Source organism: Microbacterium sediminicola, assembly GCF_039531125.1.
In the GTDB taxonomy this organism is placed as follows: Bacteria; Actinomycetota; Actinomycetes; order Actinomycetales; family Microbacteriaceae; genus Microbacterium; species Microbacterium sediminicola.
In genome coordinates, this window is record NZ_BAAAPL010000002.1 from 611,252 (window position 1) to 628,169 (window position 16,918).

Sequence of the window (16,918 nt, forward strand, 5' to 3'; positions counted from 1 at the left end):
TGGCACGCCGGTGGGCCACGGGAACCGTATCAGACAATTGAGTAGTCAATATGAACGAATGGGTTACAGGGGTGAACAGGAGCAGACGCCGCCCGGCCCGCTTCGAATCAGTTCCGTATCACGACGTTGAGTGGCTCCTCGCCCGCCCGCATCCGCTCGATCTGGGTACAGACGAGCTTCGCAATCCGCGGTCTCATGGCGCTCGAGGCCCCGCCGACGTGCGGGGTGAGGATGACCCCGGGCAGCGTCCACAGTGCGTGGTCGGAGGGGAGCGGCTCGGGGACCATCACATCGAGCGCGGCGCGAATACGTCCCCGTGTGACGTGATCGATCAGCGCGGCGGTATCGACGAGGGGTCCGCGTCCGACGTTGACGATGAGCGCCCCGTCCGGCAGGGCGGACAGGAACGCATCATCCACGATTCCGACGGTCTCAGCGGTGGCCGGCAGGGAGAGGATGACGATCTCCGCAGCGGGCAGGAGTGACTGTATGTCGCTCATGGCATGCACCTGGATGCCCTCCTCGACGCGCCCGCGACTCGCGACCGCGGTCACTTCGGCCTCAAAGCCTGCGAGGCGTACGGCGATGCCCTTCCCGACCCCACCGAACCCGACCAACAGCACGCGTCGATCGGCGAGGCTCTCCACGGAAACCCCGGAGGGCCCGGGTCCGTCCCAGCGCGCGGCATCCTGCGCGCGGACGAACCGCGGCAGCTCGCGCTGGGCGGCGAGTGTCAGCGCGACGGCGAGCTCGGCGGTCGAGGCTTCGTGCACCGAGGCCGCATTGGCGAACACATTGCCGGCCGGGAGATTCTCGGCGATGCCGTCGAAGCCGATCGACTGACCCTGGACGAGACCCACATCCAGGCCCGCCAGCGCTTTCAGGACCCGCGGCCCACGCATGTAGGGCGGTACGACGATGTCGAGGCGCGCGCGGGGTGCCGGGTCCCGCATATCCCACTCGAGGATCTCGACACCCTCGGGCGCCGGAGTGAGGTCGTCGAGGAGGGTGGCGGAGGGGACGGTGACCACGAGGGGCTGGATGTCGGAGCTCACCCCTTCACGCTACGGGTTCGCGCCGGTACGCTCGCGACATCGCCATCCGGTCAGACCAGGGAGCAGCCATGGAACTCGCGATCAACTACTGGGCAGTCATCCTCGCGACGCTCTCGACCATGGTCGTCGGTTCGGTCTGGTACGCGCGCGGCGTCTTCGGGACACTGTGGGCGAAACTCGCCAAGGTCGACATGGACAGGCCTGCGGCATCCGCAACGCTCGCCATTTCGGTGACGGTCGTCGTGAGCTTCATCTCCGCGTGGGTCCTGGCCGCGGCCACCGTCGTGACCTGGCATGCGTTCGGCGGCAGCTTCCTGCTGACCGCGCTCGGGACCGGTGCTGTCCTATGGGCCGGGTTCACGGCCGCGCGATTCATCACGCACGATGCGTTCGAGGGGCGCCCCACGACTCTGACTGTCGTGAACATCGCCCACGAGCTGGTGACAGTTCTCGTCATGGCGGTCATCATCGGTGTCTGGCCCCCCGCCGGAACCGTCTGAGCGTCGAAGACTACGCGGACGCGCCGACGACCGCGGCGATCGCGGAGGAGAAGAAGCGCAGCCCGTCCAGGCCCGAGCGCATCGCTGCGGAGGTGTCGGGACCGAAGCCGGCCTCGACGGCGTGCTCGGGGTGGGGCATGAGGCCCACGACATTGCCGGCGTCGTTGGTGAGACCCGCAATGTCATCGAGCGATCCGTTGGGGTTCACGCCGAGGTAGCGGAAGGCCACCTGACCCTCGCCCTCGATCCGCTCGAGCGTCTCGGCCGAGCAGATGTAGCCGCCGTCGGCATTCTTGAGCGGGATGACGATCTCCTCGCCCTGTTCGAACGCGCTCGTCCACGCGGTGTCGGCGTTCTCGACGCGCAGCTTCTGGTCTCTGCGGATGAACTGCTGGTGGGCGTTGCGGATGAGCCCGCCCGGGAGCAGGTGCGCCTCGACGAGCATCTGGAAGCCGTTGCAGATGCCGAGGATCGGCATCCCGGTGCCGGCCGCGTCGATGACCTCGGCCATGATCGGAGCCCGCGCGGCGATGGCGCCGGCGCGCAGGTAGTCCCCGTAGCTGAAGCCACCCGGCAGAATCAGTGCGTCCACGCCCTGAAGGTCGTGATCGCCGTGCCAGAGCGCGACGGGCTCGGCGCCGGCGACCTTCACGGCGCGCTGCGCGTCGCGGTCGTCGAGCGACCCGGGGAAGGTGATGACCCCGATACGAACGGTCACTCCACGACCTCGATGCCCACGACATCCTCGATCACGGAATTGGAGAGGATGTCGTCGGCGATCTTCTTGGCGGTCGCCAGCAGCTCGTCATCCACCTCTCCCTCGACGGTGAGCTCGAAGCGCTTGCCGATCCGCACACCGGCGAACCCGTCGAGGCCGAGGCGTGCGAGCGCACCCGACACGGCCTTTCCCTGCGGGTCGAGCAGTTCGGCCTTGGGCATGACATCGACGACGATGGTCGGCATGGAGCGCTCCGGAGGTCGAGGAGTGGATGTCGCACCAGTCTACGGGGGAGGCCCATGTCGCGTCGCCGTGATCAAACTGTGACCTTTGCTCACGCACCCCGCCTTGACGCCATGGGAGCGCTCCCGTAGCTTTGACGCCGACAACGTGGGAACGCTCCCACGGATCACGGGTCACTCGCCTCCTCCGCGAGCCACCCCCAACCACAAAGGAGTGACAGTGAATTCACATGCCTTCCGTCGAGGTGCTGCGATCGTCGCAGCCTTCGGAGCCACAGCCGTCGTTCTCGCCGGCTGTTCCGGTGGCGGCAGCGGGTCGGACACGACCGACCCGGACGAGCCGATCACGCTCACCGTGGCCACGTTCAACGACTTCGGCTACACCGATGCCCTGCTGCAGGAGTACATGGACCTGCACCCGAACGTGACCGTCATCCAGAACATCGCGGCGACGTCGAACGATGCTCGCGCGAACTACTTCCAGAAGCTCGGCAAGACCGGTCTCGCGGATGTCGAGGCGATCGAGGTCGACTGGCTGCCCGAGGTCATGCAGTACTCCGACCTGCTCGCTCCGGTTCCGACCGACCTGACCAGCCGCTGGCTGGACTGGAAGGTCGAGGCCGCAACGGACGAGGCCGGCAACCTCATCGGCTACGGCACCGACATCGGTCCCGAGGCCGTCTGCTACCAGACCGACCTGTTCGAGGCCGCGGGTCTTCCCACCGACCCCGACGAGGTTGCTGCGCTGCTCGAGGGTGACTGGGACACCTACTTCTCGGTCGGTCAGGAGTACGTCGACGCCACCGGCAAGGCCTGGTTCGACTCGGCCGGCGCCACCTACCAGGGCATGATCAACCAGGTTCAGGCCGCCTACGAGGACCCCGCCACCGGCGAGATCATCGCGACGACCAACCCCGAGGTCGAGGACGTCTACAACGCCGTGCTCGACGCGAGCGCGACGCAGTCCGCTCACCTCGGCCAGTGGGGCGACGACTGGTTCGCGGGCCTCGCCAACGGCGACTACGCGACCATGCTCTGCCCCGGCTGGATGCTCGGTGTCATCTCGGGTAACGCCCCCGACGTGACCACCTGGGACATCGCCAACGTCTTCCCCGGCGGCGGTGGCAACTGGGGCGGTTCCTACCTGACCGTTCCCGCCAACGGTGCGAACGTCGCCGCAGCCCAGGAGCTTGCCGCATGGCTGACCGCTCCCGAGCAGCAGATTAAGGCCTTCGAGGCCGCCGGCACCTTCCCGAGCCAGGTGGACGCCCTGTCCGACCCGGTTCTGCTGGACTCCACCAACGAGTACTTCAACAACGCTCCCGTCGGTTCGATCTTCTCCGACCGCGCGAACGCTGTCACGATCTCTCCGTTCAAGGGCCAGTACTACTTCCAGATCAACGACGCGATGCAGCAGGCTCTGACTCGTGTCGATGTGGATGGCTCGCAGACTGCTCAGCAGTCGTGGGACCAGTGGGTGTCTGAGGTCGACCTCATCGGCTGACCCCCGGGTGGTGGGCCAGGCTCGTCCTGGCCCACCACTGCCCTCCCACACGGAATCAGGAAGCACTCGTGACCAGCACACTCACGCGACCGGCGGCATCAGAGCCCGCCGGCAAGCCGCAGAAGTCGCCGCGGCGCATCGGATTCGGACACCGTCTGAGCCGGTGGGACCTCAAGCTCTCGCCGTACCTCTACATCTCGCCGTTCTTCATTCTCTTTCTCGTGGTCGGACTCTTCCCGATCGCCTACACCGCCGTCATCTCGTTCATGGACTGGGACCTGGTCCGCAACAGCGGTGAGTTCATCGGCTTCGAGCAGTACACGTGGGTGCTCTCCAACCCCAAGTTCTGGATCGCGCTGCGCAACACCTTCAGCATCTTCCTGCTCTCGAGCATCCCGCAGCTGGCGGTCGCGATCTTCATCGCCGCGATGCTCGATCAGAACATCCGCGCCAAGACCTTCTGGCGCATGGGGGTCCTCATCCCCTACGTGATGGCCCCGGTCGCGGTCGCCCTGATCTTCAGCGCGATGTTCGCCGACCAGTACGGCCTCGTGAACAACCTGCTGACCAGCATCGGCCTTCCCGGTGTCCCGTGGCACTCGGATGCCTTCGCGAGCCACATCGCGATCGCGACGATGGTCAACTTCCGTTGGACCGGATACAACACCCTGATCCTCCTGGCTGCCATGCAGGCCATCCCGCGCGACTACTACGAGGCAGCGACCGTGGACGGCGCCGGCAAGATCCGCCAGTTCTTCTCGATCACCGTCCCGAGCCTTCGACCGACGCTGATCTTCGTCATCATCACCTCGACGATCGGTGGCCTGCAGATCTTCGACGAGCCGCGCATGTACGACCAGTACGGCACCGGCGGTGCCAACTCGCAGTGGCTGACGATCACGCTGTGGCTCTACAACATCGGGTGGGGCGAGTGGAACTTCGGCCGCGCCGCAGCTCTGGCCTGGATCCTGTTCATCATCATTCTGTTCATCGGCGTCATCAACCTGTTCGTCACCCGCAGCCTGGTCCGCGACGAGGGGTCGCGCAGCGCCCTGACACGCAAGCAGCGCCGTGCCGCCGCACGGGCAGCGAGCGCCCAGGTCAGCGCGGATGCCGCGGCAGGCCGCTCCGCCGTCGATGCCGGCTCTTCGACCTCGAAGGAGGGATCGCGATGACCGCCGTCTCCCCCATCCCGATGGCTCCCCAGGAGGAGCAGCCCGTCGAGGAGAAGCGCCGCCGCCGGCGCCGCTTCCGCGGTGACCGTCCCGGCTGGATCGTCTATGGCGTCCTCGCCGTCTTCTTGCTCGGCTCGATCTTCCCGTACTACTGGTCGATCCTCATCGGCTCGGGCGATTCGTCCACGATCCGCGACCCCAACCTGTCGTGGATTCCCGGCGGCAACTTCTTCTCCAACGCTGCTGCCGTGGTCTCCAACCCTGCCGTCAATTTCTGGCTGGCGCTGTGGAACAGCATCTGGAGCTCGGCGATCATCGCGCTGTCGGTGGTGTTCTTCTCGACGCTCGCGGGCTGGGCGTTCGCAAAGCTCCGCTTCAAGGGCTCGGGCTGGCTGTTGGTGTTCGTCATCGCGACGATGGCCGTCCCCACCCAGCTCGGTGTCGTGCCGCTGTACATCCTGTTCTCCGACCTCGGTTGGACCGGCCAGATCGGCGCGATCATCATCCCGGCACTGGTCACGGCGTTCGGGGTGTTCTGGATGACCCAGTACCTGAGTCAGGCCGTGCCCGACGAGCTCATCGAGGCCGCCCGTGTCGACGGCGCGAACTCGTTCCGCACCTTCTTGACGGTGGGGCTCCCGGCCGCGCGCCCCGCGGCGGCGATGCTGGGCCTGTTCACGTTCGTCACGGCGTGGAACAACTTCTTCTGGCCGTTCATCGTGCTCGACCGCCAGAACCCGACGCTCCCCGTCGCGCTCTCGCTCCTGCAGTCCAACTACTTCGTGGACTACTCGATCGTGCTGGCCGGCGTGATCCTGGCGACCATTCCCCTCTTGATCCTCTTCATCTTCACGGGCAAGCAGCTCGTGAGCGGCATCATGGCCGGCGCAGTGAAAGGCTGACATGACCATCGACACCTCTGCGGCACAGGCACCTGCCACGCGCCTGGCCCGGACCTTCCCCGAGAACTTCCTCTTCGGCGCGGCGACCGCGGCGTTCCAGATCGAGGGGGCCTCCCACGAGGACGGCCGCCGCGACTCGATCTGGGATGCCTTCTGTCGCGTACCCGGGGCGGTCATCAACGGGGACGACGGCCAGGTGGCCTGCGACCACTACCACCGCTATCCGGCCGATGTCGCGCTCATGAAGAGCATGGGTCTGCAGACCTACCGTTTCTCGACGTCATGGTCACGGGTGCGCCCCGACGGCGGCCCCCTGAACCAGAAGGGGCTGGACTTCTACAGCCGGCTCGTCGACGAACTTCTGGATGCCGACATCCTGCCGTGGCTGACGCTGTACCACTGGGACCTGCCCCAGGCGCTACAGGAGCGGGGCGGTTGGACCGTGCGCGAGACCTCAGACCTGTTCACCGAGTACGCGCTCGACATGCATGACGCGCTCGGGGACCGTGTGAACGTGTGGACGACCCTGAACGAACCGTGGTGTTCGTCGTTCCTCAGCTATACCGCGGGCATCCACGCGCCCGGCCACTACAGCGCCGCCGAGGGGATGCTCGCAGCCCACCACCTGATGCTCGGCCACGGTCAGGCCGTGCGCGAGCTGCGTGCCCGCGATACAGACCTCACCCTGGGACTGACCCTGAACCTCACCGTCGCCGACCCGGTCGACGCGAGCGTTGCCGCGGACGTGGATGCCGCGCGCCGCATCGACGGTCAGTTCAACCGCTGGTTCCTCGACCCGATCTTCCGCGGCTCGTATCCCGCGGACATCGTGGCGGACATCCGTGCCGTCGCCCCGCACGCCGTCGAGGCCTGGGAAGGCGCGGTGCAGCCGGGCGACATGGAGGTCATCTCCACCCCCATCGACAGCCTCGGCGTGAACTACTACCACGGTGAGCTCGTCGGCGGTTCGGAGCCGGCTTTCACCCCCGAGGGCGGCGATGCGCCGACCGATCGGCCGTCGGACTCCCCCTTCCCCTCCCACGACGGCATCTTCTGGCACGACCGCGGCCTGCCTCGCACGGCGATGCACTGGGAGGTCCAGCCCGACGGGCTCACGACGCTCCTCGAGCGAGTCTGGACCGAGTACGCGCAGGCGGCGGATGTGACCCTGTTCGTCACCGAGAACGGTGCCGCCTATGACGATGTCCCCGTGCTCGAGGACGGGGTCACGCGGGTGCACGACCACGAGCGCACCGCGTTCCTCGAGGGGCACCTCGGAGCGATCCTCGACGCCGTCGATGCCGGCGTCGATGTGCGGGGCTACTTCTACTGGTCGATGCTCGACAACTTCGAGTGGGCGTGGGGGTACGAGAAGCGCTTCGGTATCGTTCGAGTGGACTACGACTCGCAGGAGCGCTCGCTCAAGGACAGCGGGCTTCGGTACGGCGAGATCATCGAGGCGCGTGAGCTCGTCGTCGACGAGACCTGAGTCGTCATCGGGAAGGACCCAGAAGTGAGCCGCGAATCGACACGGGCGACCGTCACGATCGAAGAGGTCGCGGCCGCAGCGGGCGTGTCCCGGTCGACGGTGTCGCGCGTCGTGAACGGGTCGACGGCGGTGAGCCCGGAGGCGCTCGAGGCGGTCAACCGCGCGATCGTCGAGCTCAACTACGTCCCCAACCGCGCAGCCCGATCACTGGCCAGCCGGCAGACGCACGCGCTGGCGCTGGTCGTCCCCGAAGACACCACGCGCTTCTTCGGGGATCCGTACTTCGCGGCGGTCGTCTCGGGCATGAACGCTCGGCTTCGGGCATCCAACTATGTGCTCAATCTCTTCATCGCCAACGACGATCCCGGTGACAAGACCGCCAGCTACCTCAGCACCGGAAGCGTGGACGGAGCCTTCGTGGTCTCCCACCACACGAGCGACACCTTCATCGATCGCATCGCCGCGGCCGTTCCCGTCGTCTACGGTGGTCGGCCGGTGCTCGAGCGTCCCGGTGACCACTACGTGGACGTCGACAACGTGCACGGCGGATACAAGGCGACCAAATACCTCATCGACAAGGGGTACACCGACATCGGCACGATCACCGGGCCCCTGACGATGCCCGGTGGCCTCGACCGTCTCGAGGGCTATCGAAAGGCCATGGCGGAAGCCCGGCTGACCGAGGGTCCCTACGCGGACGGCGGGTTCACGAGCGACGGCGGGCGTGACGCCATGCGGCAGGTTCTCGCCCAGGGGCCTGCACCACGCGCGATCTTCGTCGCGAGCGACCTGATGGCACGCGGAGCCATGGCCGAGCTCGGCGCGCGAGGTCTGCGCGTGCCCGAGGATGTCGCGGTCATCGGCTATGACGACTCTCCCGTGGCCACCACGGTGACACCGCAGCTGACCACCATCGGGCAGCCTTCGTACGAACAGGGTGCGCAGATGGCCGCCGTGCTCCTCGACATCCTCTCCGGCAAGAATCCGCCGCGTGCGACGATCCTCGAAACCGAATTGGTAGTGCGCGAATCGGCCTGAGCGGTCATGCTGGACAAATGAAGAGGTCCACTGTTGTATCTCTCACCCTCGCCGGCATCCTCGTCGTCGGGATCGGTATCGCGCTCATCGTGATCGGTGCGACGCGCGCTGCGGAGCGCGCGGCGGCGACCGCCACGCCCGTCGTCTCCTCCTCGACCGAGGCGACCTCCGAGGAGAAGATGCCCGCCGCGACGATCGATGGTGCCGCCGGGCCGGGTGTGTACGTCGACTATTCGGAGGAGGCGCTGGCAGCTGCCGAGGGCACGCGCATCCTCTTCTTCCACGCGCCGTGGTGTCCGCAGTGCCGCGCGTTGGAGGCCGACATCCAGGCGGTCGGCGTCCCGCAGGGCATGACGATCCTCAAGGTGGACTACGACTCGAATCAGCAGCTGCGCCAGGAGTACGGCGTCACGCTGCAGACGACGCTCGTCGCCGTGGACGAGAACGGCGAGAAGGTCTCGCTGTTCGTGGCCTACGATGACCCGACTCTGGATGCCGGCATCGCCGGACTCGGGCTCTGACCCGCCTCCGGAGCCGCACGGTCCGCATGATCACTCTCTCGCTGGTCTCTTTTCTTGCCGGGGTGCTGACGGTTCTCGCCCCCTGCGTCCTGCCGCTGCTCCCGGTCATCATCGGCGGGACGGCGGCCCGAGCGGATGCCGACGCGCAGCACGCCGAGCGACGGTGGTTCCGGCCGCTGATCATCGCGGCGTCCCTGGCGGTGTCCGTGACGATCTTCACGCTGCTGCTGAAAGGGACCACCGCGCTGCTCGGTGTGCCGGCATGGGTGTGGACCTGGATCTCGGGCGGCATCCTGGTGCTGCTCGGCCTCACGATGCTCCTGCCGGAGGTGTGGGACCGGATCTCCGCCGCGCTGCGCCTGCAAAGCGCCGGGGGAGGGCTGCTCAACCGTACGGCCCAACGGGATGGGCTCGGCGGCGACATCCTGCTCGGCGCGGCCCTCGGCCCGGCCTTCACTAGCTGCAGTCCGACCTACGCGCTGATCGTCGCGACGGTGCTGCCGGTGAGTCTTGCCGAGGGGGCTCTCTACACCGTGCTCTACGCGGTCGGCCTCGCGCTGGCCCTGATGGTCATCGCGCTCGCCGGCTCTGCGCTGGTGCGGCGGCTGGGGTGGCTCGCCGACCCGCGCGGTGTGTTCCGGCGGGTCGTCGGCGGCGTGTTGATCGTCGTCGGTGTCCTCGTCGCGATCGGTTTCGACCGCGCGGTTCAGGCGTGGGTACTGGAGCAGGGGTGGTATGACCCGATCTCCAACCTGGAGCACTTCATCCTCGGCTGAGAGCGACGTCCGACTCAGGCGGCGACGATTCGGCGAAGTGCGCGCTCGAAGCCCGCAACCACCTGCTCGGTGTCGTCGGTGAGGTAGCCAGCCACCATGGCGCCGTCTCGCAGCATGACGATTTCGCGGGCCCGGCTCTCGGGATCGTCGATGTGGGAGGCGCGCAGACGGTCCGCGTACTCGGTCGTGAGCCACGCGCGGTAGTGCCTGATGAGCACGCTCGCCGGGTGGTCATGATCGGGCAGCTCCGCGGCGGCATTGATGAACGGACACCCGCGAAAGCCGGGTGAACACACCTGATCGCGGAAGAGGCCGACCACGACATCGAGATCCTGCGCGTCGTCTGGAAGCGTGCGTGTGAGCTCGGCGGCGGTTGTGCGCACCTCATCCCACTCGCGCTGAAGGTACGCGATGATCAGGTCGTCTTTCGAGGGGAAGTGTCGGTAGAACGTGACCTTGGAGACCTCGGCTCGGGCAATGATGCGGTCCGCGCTGACACCGCGCAAACCGTGTTCGCGAAACAGTGACAGAGCAGCGCGTTCGATGCGTTCGCGGGCACTGGGCGCGACTTCGGCCTGTTCGCTGGTCATCGGCAGATCGTACCCCTTGTCTGTGGAGCGGTGCGATCTAATGTAGACGTACTAGTTCGTCTACATTAAGGAGCAAGCCTTGGTCACGCCGATGAAAATCTTCTACCGGGCGACAGCGACGGCCACCGGCGCCGGACGCGATGGTCACGTCGAGAGCGATGATGGACTCCTCAACTTCGATCTGGCAACGCCCAAGCCGCGGCAACAGCCCGAGAAGACCAACCCCGAACAGCTGTTCGCAGCAGGGTACGCAGCCTGCTTCCATTCCGCGCTGAAGATGGCTGCCAAGTCGGCGGGAGTCGATCTCACCGACTCCTCTGTGACTGCAGAGGTCGGTATCGGAATGAACCTCAAAGGGGGATTCCAGCTCCACGTCGAGCTGCGCGTCCATGTGCCCGGCGGCAGCGAGGAGGAATTGCGGAAGGTGCTCGACAAAGCAGAGCAGACATGCCCCTACTCGAACGCGACCCGCGGGAATATCGGAACCAAGATCAGGCTCGACACGTCCGCTGCCGTCGCGGTCCCACCGGTGTCCTGATCACGCCTGATCACGGTCACCGGTCGATGGTGGCCGTGATCAGGTCGACCAGTTCGCGGTAGCGCGCGGTCGTGCGCGCGACGATCTCTGCGGGAAGCTGCGGTGGGGTGCCCGTCTTGTCCTCCCCACGCCCACTCTGCGCATCGCTGGCGCGCTGCGCAGAGCCTCCGGGCGCGTGGGCCCAGTTGGCCGCGAGCCAGTCGCGGACGATCTGCTTGTCGAAGCTCGCCATCCGCTCAGACGGCGTGGTCCCGGATGCCCACGCCGCGGCGTCCCAGTAACGGGATGAGTCGCTCGTGAGCACTTCGTCACCGAGGGTGAGCTCGCCGTCCAGGATGCCGAACTCGAACTTCGTGTCGGCGAGGATCACGCCTCGGGAGCGCGCCGTCTTCTCGGCGCGGGCGTAGATCTCCAGCGACAGGTCGCGCAGCTGGGCCGCCCGGTCGGCGCCGACGAGCTCCTCGGTCTGGCTGAATGTGATGTTCTCATCGTGCTCGCCCAGCGGCGCCTTGTAGGCCGGAGTGAAGATCGGCGCGGGCAGGCGATCCCCGTTGGACAGTCCGTCAGGCAGTGAGATGCCGCAGACCGTCCCGGTCGCGCTGTACTCCGCCCAGCCCGACCCGGTGAGGTAGCCGCGGACGACGCACTCGACGGGCAGCATCTCGAGCCGGTGGACGATCATCCCCCGTGTGGAGACCTCCTCGGGCACCACGGCACCGTCGACGAGATGGTTCGCAACGCGGCGCCCACCGTCGGCGCCGGCCAACTGATCGAACCACCACAGGCTGAGGGTGGTCAGCAGCTCACCCTTGCCCGGGATGCCGGGCTCGAGCACGTGGTCGAAGGCACTGACCCGATCGCTGGCCACGACCAGCATCCGGTCGTCTGCGCCGTCCTCGGGGACATACAGATCTCGCACTTTGCCGGAGTACACCGCGCGCCAACCGGGGATCGCCTGAGTCACTGTTCCATCCTCCCAGACGATCGCTATAGTCCATATGGACTACTTTGACTGGAGCAATTCATGGCCACGGACCGCGCGCTCACCCCGCTGGCGCTTCTCGTGCTCGCTCTCTTGAACGAAGACGACATGCACCCGTACGAGATGATCCGGCTCATGCGCTCCCGCAGCGATGACCGTCTCGTCCGCGTGACGACCGGGACCGTCTACCACACGATCAATCGGCTCGTTGCGGCCGGACTCGCCTGCGAGGTGGGCGTCGATCGCGAGGGGAAGCGACCGGAGAGGACGACGTACTCACTCACCACCGCGGGGCGCGAGGCGATGCGCGCGTGGGTCCGCGTGCAGTTCTCGGCGCCGACGCGTGCGGAGCACCTGCGGGTCGCGCTCTCGGTTTCACACAACCTCGAACGCGACGAGATGGTCTCCCTGCTCGAGCGCCGCGTCGACATCCTCACCCGGGAACGCTCCACGCACGAGCAGGGTCTGGCGACCGCCCGCGCACAGCGGGTACCCGAGCAGTTCCTGCTCGAAGTCGATCGGGAGTGCGAGCAGCTGGCCACCGACCTGCGATGGACGCAGGGTCTGCTGCGCCGGCTGAGGGACGAGGGGATGCCCTGGGGACACGCCACGGAGAAGTCCGACCGCTACATCGCCCAAAGAGAGGCCGCACGAGCATGACGAAGACCGCGCCCGCCGGGGGGCACCGCACGGTGCGCCCGCTGACGAAGAGCCCCTGGCCCGCGCTGTGGGCGCTCATCGTCGGATTCTTCATGATCCTGGTCGACACCACGATCGTGTCGGTGGCCAATCCCGCCATCAAGGCGTCGCTCGACCCCGATTCCACCGATCTGGACAGCGTCATCTGGGTGACCAGCGCCTACCTGCTGGCCTACGCCGTGCCACTGCTGATCACCGGACGACTCGGTGATCGCTTCGGGCCCAAGCGGATCTACCTGATCGGTCTCGCGATCTTCACCGCGGCGTCGCTCGCCTGCGGGTTCTCTGCGACGCTCGAGGCCCTCATCCTGTGGCGCGCCGTCCAGGGTCTGGGCGCGGCGCTGATGTCTCCGCAGACGATGGCGGTGATCACCAGGACCTTCCCGATCGAGACGCGCGGCACGGCAATGGGGTTCTGGGGTGCCGTATCCGGAGTCGCGATGCTCGTCGGGCCGCTGGCGGGAGGACTGCTCGTGGACGGCCTCGGCTGGGAGTGGATCTTCTTCGTGAACATCCCGGTCGGGATCATCGCCTTCGTGCTGGCCGTGCTCCTGGTGCCGTCGCTGCCCACCCATCCGCACCGCTTCGATCTCGTCGGCGTCTTCCTCAGCGCGGCGGGGCTGTTCTTCGTGGTCTTCGCCCTGCAGGAAGCCGAGGCGTACGACTGGGGTGAGATCTGGGGTCCGGTGACCGTGTGGATGTTGCTGGTGGCCGGCGTGGTGATCCTCGCAGGGTTCGTCTGGCAGCAGTCGCGTACCCGCAGCGAGCCGCTCGTCCCCCTGAAACTGTTCCGTATCCGCACGTTCGCGTTGGCCACGACCGCGATTGCCGCCGTGGGCTTGACCACGACCGCACTGGGCCTGCCGATCATGTTCTATCTGCAGCTCGCGCGTGACCTCACCCCGACCCAGTCGGCACTGATGACGGTGCCGATGGCATTGGCGGTCGGCATCGTTTCACCGTTCGTCGGCCGATTGATCGCACGCATCGATGTGCGCTGGGTGCTGGTGCCCGGCATCAGCCTTGTCGCCCTGTCGCTGGGAGGATACGCGCTTCTCATGGTGAGCGCGGCACCCGTGCTGTGGTTCCTGGTCCCCTCGCTCACGCTCGGTCTCGGAAGCGCGGGGATGTGGGGGCCGCTGACCACCACCACCACCCGCGAGCTCCCGCCGCGCGAGGCCGGCGCCGGGTCCGGCGTCTACAACGCGATGCGCACGGTCGGTTCGGTCATCGGCTCTGCGGCCATCGCGGCGCTGATCCAAGCGAGAATCGAAGCGAACTTCGCCGGCGCGTCCGTGGACGCGAACGCCGCCACGGCGGGACCGGTCCCCGAACCATTGCGGGAGGCCTTCGGCGTCGCCATGGCACAGTCGATGATCCTCCCGATGGTCGTCGCCGCGCTCGCGGTGGTCGTCGTCGCGTTCTTGCCTCCGCGCCGGCCCCGGTCCTGACGCGCAGGGTTACGTTGCACGGCCGGTGCTGGTGGGCCGTGGATCTCGCGGGTTAGCGTCGCAGGGTTCACCACGACCCCGGGCGCAGTGACGCCCCGGCACAGGAGGCCGCGATGCGCGTCGACAAGCTCAACCCCGAAACCCTCACCCCGCGCCAGCGCGAGGTCTTCGACAAGATCGCCGGCAAGCGCGGGCGCCTGGGCGCGCCGTTCCAGGTGTGGCTGAACAGCCCGGAGCTGTGCGAGCGGGTCGAGGCACTCGGCTCATTCCTGCGGTGGGACTCGCACCTCCCGCTGCGTCTGCGCGAGCTTTCCCTGCTGCTGGCGGCCCGCCACTTCGACGCGCAGTACTCCTGGAACGCCCACGTGGATGTCGCGCTGGCCGAGGGCATTCCCGCGGCCGCGATCGACGCGATCGCCCGCAACGTGGCTCCCGCGTTCGACAACGACGAGGATGCGGTCTTCTACGACCTGTGCACCCAGATTCTGCGCGAGCACTTCGTCTCTCAGGAGACCTTCGACCGCGCGGTCGCGACCTTCGGCGTCGAGGGCGTCGTCGACACGATCGGCTCGCTCGGCAACTTCTCGATGCTCGCGATGCTGCTGAACACCTTCGAAGTGGATCTCCAGGCCGACCGCACGCCGCCCTACCCCGACATCCGTGGGTATGAGCGCGTGTCAGGTGTCTCCGTCGACGCCTGACACGCGCGCCTGATCGACGACCCGCTCAGTCGGGGTCGTCGGGATCCAGTGCGCTGTGGTGGTCGAAAGCGTGAGCCCCTGCCTTCCAGTATCCGCTGAGGGCGACCTGTTCTGAGGCGAGGCCGAGTTCGCGGCGTAGCAGGCGTCGGAGCGGGATGAGGCGACCTGCCTCGCCCGCGCCGAAGACGAACATTCCCTCGTCGATCCGGCGAGCCCGAGCGGCGTCGTCGAGCGGTCCGTCGGCGGCGAAGAGTCCGAATCCGCGCGGGCTGAAGCCGGCGAGATAGTCGCCCACCCATCCGAGGTCGGCGCTGTCGCCGTCGTAGACGACCTCGACCGCTGTCGCGTCGGGCAGGGAGGCCAGCCAGCGGCCGGCGGAGGGCAGCGCGGAACCGTCGACGACCAGCACGGCGCGGGCCGCGCCCGTGGGCGCCTCTCGCGAGCCGCGAGGGCCGACGACGACGAGGGTGTCGCCGACCATCGCCGACTCGCCCCACGCGGATGCCGGCCCCGGATCCGGGTGTTGCAGGAAGTCGAGATCGATGGCGACGGAGTCGTCCACGGCGCGGGGGTTCAGCGGGGTGAAGTCACGGGCGATCGCGGGCTGGTCGGGGCGAATGATGCCGTCTTCCCCGGGACCGAGGGGTCGGGGGGCCACGATGACGCCGGAGGCGGGATCCGGGAAGAACAGACGACAGTGATCTGCCGGGCCCGTGCTGACGAAGTCCGCGAAATCCGGACCCGTGACGGTGACCCGCGCGAAGGCTTCGACGGGCCGTGACACAGCGATCACCGTGGCAGCCCGGGCGGTGAATCGGTGCATCCCGCCCGCGCGGAAGAAGGGTCCTGCCGGCGGTTGCGCGCGGGCCCGCCGAGGTGCTTCTCCTGTGGATGAATGATCGGTCATCTCGAGTCCTCCGGGTGACGACGGCGCTGTCAATCCCCAGCAAATCACGGTTGCTCCGCGAAGGATCGTGCACGCGAGGCACATCGGTTCAGCTAAAGATGCGTTCGTGCGCCTGGAAAGCCCGGGAGGTCGGGGATAGCGTCACGAGGGCTGGAAAAGAGACCGACCAGTCGCCGCCGCCGTTGCGTCGTTGCAGTGGCGCACCCCGCAGACCGAAGGAAGTACACGTGTTCATCGTTGACTCACAGATCCACCTCTGGAAGGAAGAGACCCCGGACCGCCCCTGGGTCCCCGGCGCACGCGAGCGCATCCGTCTGAACGGACACCGCGAAGAGGCGTTCCTCGCTGAAGAGGCCGTCGGCCTCATGGACGAGGCGGGCGTGAACCGGGCGCTCATCCTGCCCCCGTCGTGGGAGGGTGACCGCATCGACTACGCCCTCGAGGCGGCCGAGCAGTACCCGGGCCGTTTCGGCATCATGGCGCGTGTGCCCCAGAACGACCCCGAAGAGGGTGAGAAGCTGCTCCACTTCATCAAGGAGCAGGAGCACATCAAGGGTGTGCGCCTCACCTTCCACCGCCCCCAGGACCGCAACTGGATGATCGACGGGACCAACGACTGGTATTGGCCGATCGCCGAGAAGCTCGGCATCCCCACGATGGTGCACGCCCCCATCTGGAAGCGCGAGCTGGGCCAGATCGCCGAGAAGCACCCCGACCTGAAGATCATCATCGACCACATGGGCATCATGGCCCGCTGCGTCGACGACGCGATCGGCTACTGGGTGCAGGAGACAGCCGACCTCGCCGTCTACCCGAACATCTCGGTCAAGGTCTCGGCGATCCCCGGCTACTCGACGGCGCCGTTCCCCAACCTCAACATCGAGAAGTATGTCCGCGAGGTCGTCGACAAGATGGGTCCGGAGCGCGCACACTGGGGTACCGACATCACGCGCCTGCTCGGCCATGGCCTCACCTGGACCGACACCATCGAGCAGTTCACGAAGCACTTCAGCTTCAGCGAAGAAGAACTCGAATGGATCATGGGCAAGGGAATCTGCAAGGTGCTCGACTGGGACATCCCGGCCGACGCCGAGACCGTGGGTGCCGGCGCGAAGGCGGAGACCGCCTGA

The 16,918-nt window shown here is 67.2% G+C and carries 19 protein-coding genes; 13 read left to right on the plus strand and 6 right to left on the minus strand.

Annotation, left to right across the window (positions count from 1 at the left end):
• Nucleotides 1–107 precede the first annotated feature (107 nt).
• Entirely contained in the window at nucleotides 108–1,055 is a 948-nt protein-coding gene (locus tag ABD206_RS11510) for a 2-hydroxyacid dehydrogenase (protein ID WP_344072666.1), read from the minus strand.
• Between the two features lie 68 nt (nucleotides 1,056–1,123).
• Between ABD206_RS11510 and ABD206_RS11515 the strand changes: the two genes are divergently transcribed.
• On the plus strand, nucleotides 1,124–1,555 hold the full coding sequence (locus ABD206_RS11515; protein WP_344072668.1) for a DUF1761 domain-containing protein: 432 nt from the start codon (nucleotides 1,124–1,126) through the stop codon (nucleotides 1,553–1,555).
• A gap of 10 nt (nucleotides 1,556–1,565) precedes the next feature.
• Here the strand turns inward: ABD206_RS11515 and purQ are convergent, their stop codons facing one another.
• Nucleotides 1,566–2,273, minus strand: a complete 708-nt coding sequence (purQ, locus tag ABD206_RS11520; protein WP_344072670.1) for a phosphoribosylformylglycinamidine synthase subunit PurQ — start codon at nucleotides 2,271–2,273, stop codon at nucleotides 1,566–1,568.
• On the minus strand, nucleotides 2,270–2,518 hold the full coding sequence (gene purS / locus ABD206_RS11525; RefSeq protein WP_344072673.1) for a phosphoribosylformylglycinamidine synthase subunit PurS: 249 nt from the start codon (nucleotides 2,516–2,518) through the stop codon (nucleotides 2,270–2,272). Before purS ends, purQ begins: the two co-directional genes overlap by 4 nt.
• A gap of 217 nt (nucleotides 2,519–2,735) precedes the next feature.
• Between purS and ABD206_RS11530 the strand changes: the two genes are divergently transcribed.
• From ABD206_RS11530 to ABD206_RS11560, 7 genes are all read left to right on the plus strand, one after another.
• The gene (locus ABD206_RS11530) at nucleotides 2,736–4,019 is read left to right on the plus strand and encodes an ABC transporter substrate-binding protein (RefSeq protein WP_344072675.1); all 1,284 of its coding nucleotides are present in this window, start codon (nucleotides 2,736–2,738) and stop codon (nucleotides 4,017–4,019) included.
• A gap of 68 nt (nucleotides 4,020–4,087) precedes the next feature.
• Nucleotides 4,088–5,194, plus strand: coding sequence for a carbohydrate ABC transporter permease (locus ABD206_RS11535; protein WP_344072677.1), 1,107 nt, complete (start codon nucleotides 4,088–4,090; stop codon nucleotides 5,192–5,194).
• The gene (locus ABD206_RS11540; RefSeq protein WP_344072679.1) at nucleotides 5,191–6,096 is read left to right on the plus strand and encodes a carbohydrate ABC transporter permease; all 906 of its coding nucleotides are present in this window, start codon (nucleotides 5,191–5,193) and stop codon (nucleotides 6,094–6,096) included. The genes ABD206_RS11535 and ABD206_RS11540 overlap by 4 nt, the downstream gene beginning before the upstream one ends.
• 1 nt (nucleotide 6,097) lies before the next feature.
• On the plus strand, nucleotides 6,098–7,585 hold the full coding sequence (locus ABD206_RS11545; protein WP_344072681.1) for a glycoside hydrolase family 1 protein: 1,488 nt from the start codon (nucleotides 6,098–6,100) through the stop codon (nucleotides 7,583–7,585).
• 24 nt (nucleotides 7,586–7,609) lie between these two features.
• Nucleotides 7,610–8,623, plus strand: coding sequence for a LacI family DNA-binding transcriptional regulator (locus tag ABD206_RS11550; RefSeq protein ID WP_344072683.1), 1,014 nt, complete (start codon nucleotides 7,610–7,612; stop codon nucleotides 8,621–8,623).
• A 17-nt stretch (nucleotides 8,624–8,640) separates the two neighbouring features.
• Nucleotides 8,641–9,144, plus strand: a complete 504-nt coding sequence (locus tag ABD206_RS11555; RefSeq protein WP_344072685.1) for a thioredoxin — start codon at nucleotides 8,641–8,643, stop codon at nucleotides 9,142–9,144.
• 26 nt (nucleotides 9,145–9,170) lie between these two features.
• On the plus strand, nucleotides 9,171–9,920 hold the full coding sequence (locus tag ABD206_RS11560; protein WP_344072687.1) for a cytochrome c biogenesis CcdA family protein: 750 nt from the start codon (nucleotides 9,171–9,173) through the stop codon (nucleotides 9,918–9,920).
• Nucleotides 9,921–9,934: 14 nt separating this feature from the next.
• Here ABD206_RS11560 and ABD206_RS11565 read toward each other — a convergent pair whose 3' ends face one another.
• A complete protein-coding gene (locus ABD206_RS11565; RefSeq protein ID WP_344072689.1) occupies nucleotides 9,935–10,510 on the minus strand; it encodes a TetR/AcrR family transcriptional regulator in 576 nt (191 codons plus the stop codon).
• A 91-nt stretch (nucleotides 10,511–10,601) separates the two neighbouring features.
• Here ABD206_RS11565 and ABD206_RS11570 point away from each other — a divergent pair, with 91 nt between their 5' ends.
• Nucleotides 10,602–11,048, plus strand: coding sequence for an organic hydroperoxide resistance protein (locus ABD206_RS11570; RefSeq protein ID WP_344073555.1), 447 nt, complete (start codon nucleotides 10,602–10,604; stop codon nucleotides 11,046–11,048).
• Nucleotides 11,049–11,064: 16 nt separating this feature from the next.
• On the opposite strand, the gene ABD206_RS11575 is transcribed toward ABD206_RS11570, so the two are convergent.
• Entirely contained in the window at nucleotides 11,065–12,012 is a 948-nt protein-coding gene (locus tag ABD206_RS11575) for a phosphoribosylaminoimidazolesuccinocarboxamide synthase (RefSeq protein WP_344072691.1), read from the minus strand.
• Nucleotides 12,013–12,072: 60 nt separating this feature from the next.
• On the opposite strand from ABD206_RS11575, the gene ABD206_RS11580 reads away from it, so the two are divergent.
• From ABD206_RS11580 to ABD206_RS11590, 3 genes are all read left to right on the plus strand, one after another.
• Nucleotides 12,073–12,690 carry a PadR family transcriptional regulator gene (locus tag ABD206_RS11580; protein ID WP_344072692.1) on the plus strand — a complete coding sequence of 206 codons (618 nt, stop codon included), beginning with the start codon at nucleotides 12,073–12,075 and terminating at the stop codon, nucleotides 12,688–12,690.
• Entirely contained in the window at nucleotides 12,687–14,180 is a 1,494-nt protein-coding gene (locus ABD206_RS11585) for a DHA2 family efflux MFS transporter permease subunit (protein WP_344072693.1), read from the plus strand. Before ABD206_RS11580 ends, ABD206_RS11585 begins: the two co-directional genes overlap by 4 nt.
• Before the next feature lie 113 nt (nucleotides 14,181–14,293).
• Nucleotides 14,294–14,881, plus strand: a complete 588-nt coding sequence (locus ABD206_RS11590) for a carboxymuconolactone decarboxylase family protein (protein WP_344072695.1) — start codon at nucleotides 14,294–14,296, stop codon at nucleotides 14,879–14,881.
• Nucleotides 14,882–14,906: 25 nt separating this feature from the next.
• Here the strand turns inward: ABD206_RS11590 and ABD206_RS11595 are convergent, their stop codons facing one another.
• A complete protein-coding gene (locus ABD206_RS11595; protein WP_344072698.1) occupies nucleotides 14,907–15,665 on the minus strand; it encodes a siderophore-interacting protein in 759 nt (252 codons plus the stop codon).
• A gap of 350 nt (nucleotides 15,666–16,015) precedes the next feature.
• Between ABD206_RS11595 and ABD206_RS11600 the strand changes: the two genes are divergently transcribed.
• Nucleotides 16,016–16,918 carry an amidohydrolase family protein gene (locus tag ABD206_RS11600; protein ID WP_344072700.1) on the plus strand — a complete coding sequence of 301 codons (903 nt, stop codon included), beginning with the start codon at nucleotides 16,016–16,018 and terminating at the stop codon, nucleotides 16,916–16,918.

Excerpts from the sequence above, each read along its gene's own strand:
- ABD206_RS11515 (WP_344072668.1), top strand. The coding sequence starts at position 1,124 with ATGGAACTCGCGATCAACTACTGGGCAGTCATCCTCGCGACGCTCTCG.
- purS (WP_344072673.1), bottom strand. The coding sequence starts at position 2,518 with ATGCCGACCATCGTCGTCGATGTCATGCCCAAGGCCGAACTGCTCGAC.
- ABD206_RS11540 (WP_344072679.1), top strand. The coding sequence starts at position 5,191 with ATGACCGCCGTCTCCCCCATCCCGATGGCTCCCCAGGAGGAGCAGCCC.
- ABD206_RS11545 (WP_344072681.1), top strand. The coding sequence starts at position 6,098 with ATGACCATCGACACCTCTGCGGCACAGGCACCTGCCACGCGCCTGGCC.
- ABD206_RS11555 (WP_344072685.1), top strand. The coding sequence starts at position 8,641 with ATGAAGAGGTCCACTGTTGTATCTCTCACCCTCGCCGGCATCCTCGTC.
- ABD206_RS11560 (WP_344072687.1), top strand. The coding sequence starts at position 9,171 with ATGATCACTCTCTCGCTGGTCTCTTTTCTTGCCGGGGTGCTGACGGTT.
- ABD206_RS11565 (WP_344072689.1), bottom strand. The coding sequence starts at position 10,510 with ATGACCAGCGAACAGGCCGAAGTCGCGCCCAGTGCCCGCGAACGCATC.
- ABD206_RS11570 (WP_344073555.1), top strand. The coding sequence starts at position 10,602 with ATGAAAATCTTCTACCGGGCGACAGCGACGGCCACCGGCGCCGGACGC.
- ABD206_RS11580 (WP_344072692.1), top strand. The coding sequence starts at position 12,073 with ATGGCCACGGACCGCGCGCTCACCCCGCTGGCGCTTCTCGTGCTCGCT.
- ABD206_RS11585 (WP_344072693.1), top strand. The coding sequence starts at position 12,687 with ATGACGAAGACCGCGCCCGCCGGGGGGCACCGCACGGTGCGCCCGCTG.
- ABD206_RS11590 (WP_344072695.1), top strand. The coding sequence starts at position 14,294 with ATGCGCGTCGACAAGCTCAACCCCGAAACCCTCACCCCGCGCCAGCGC.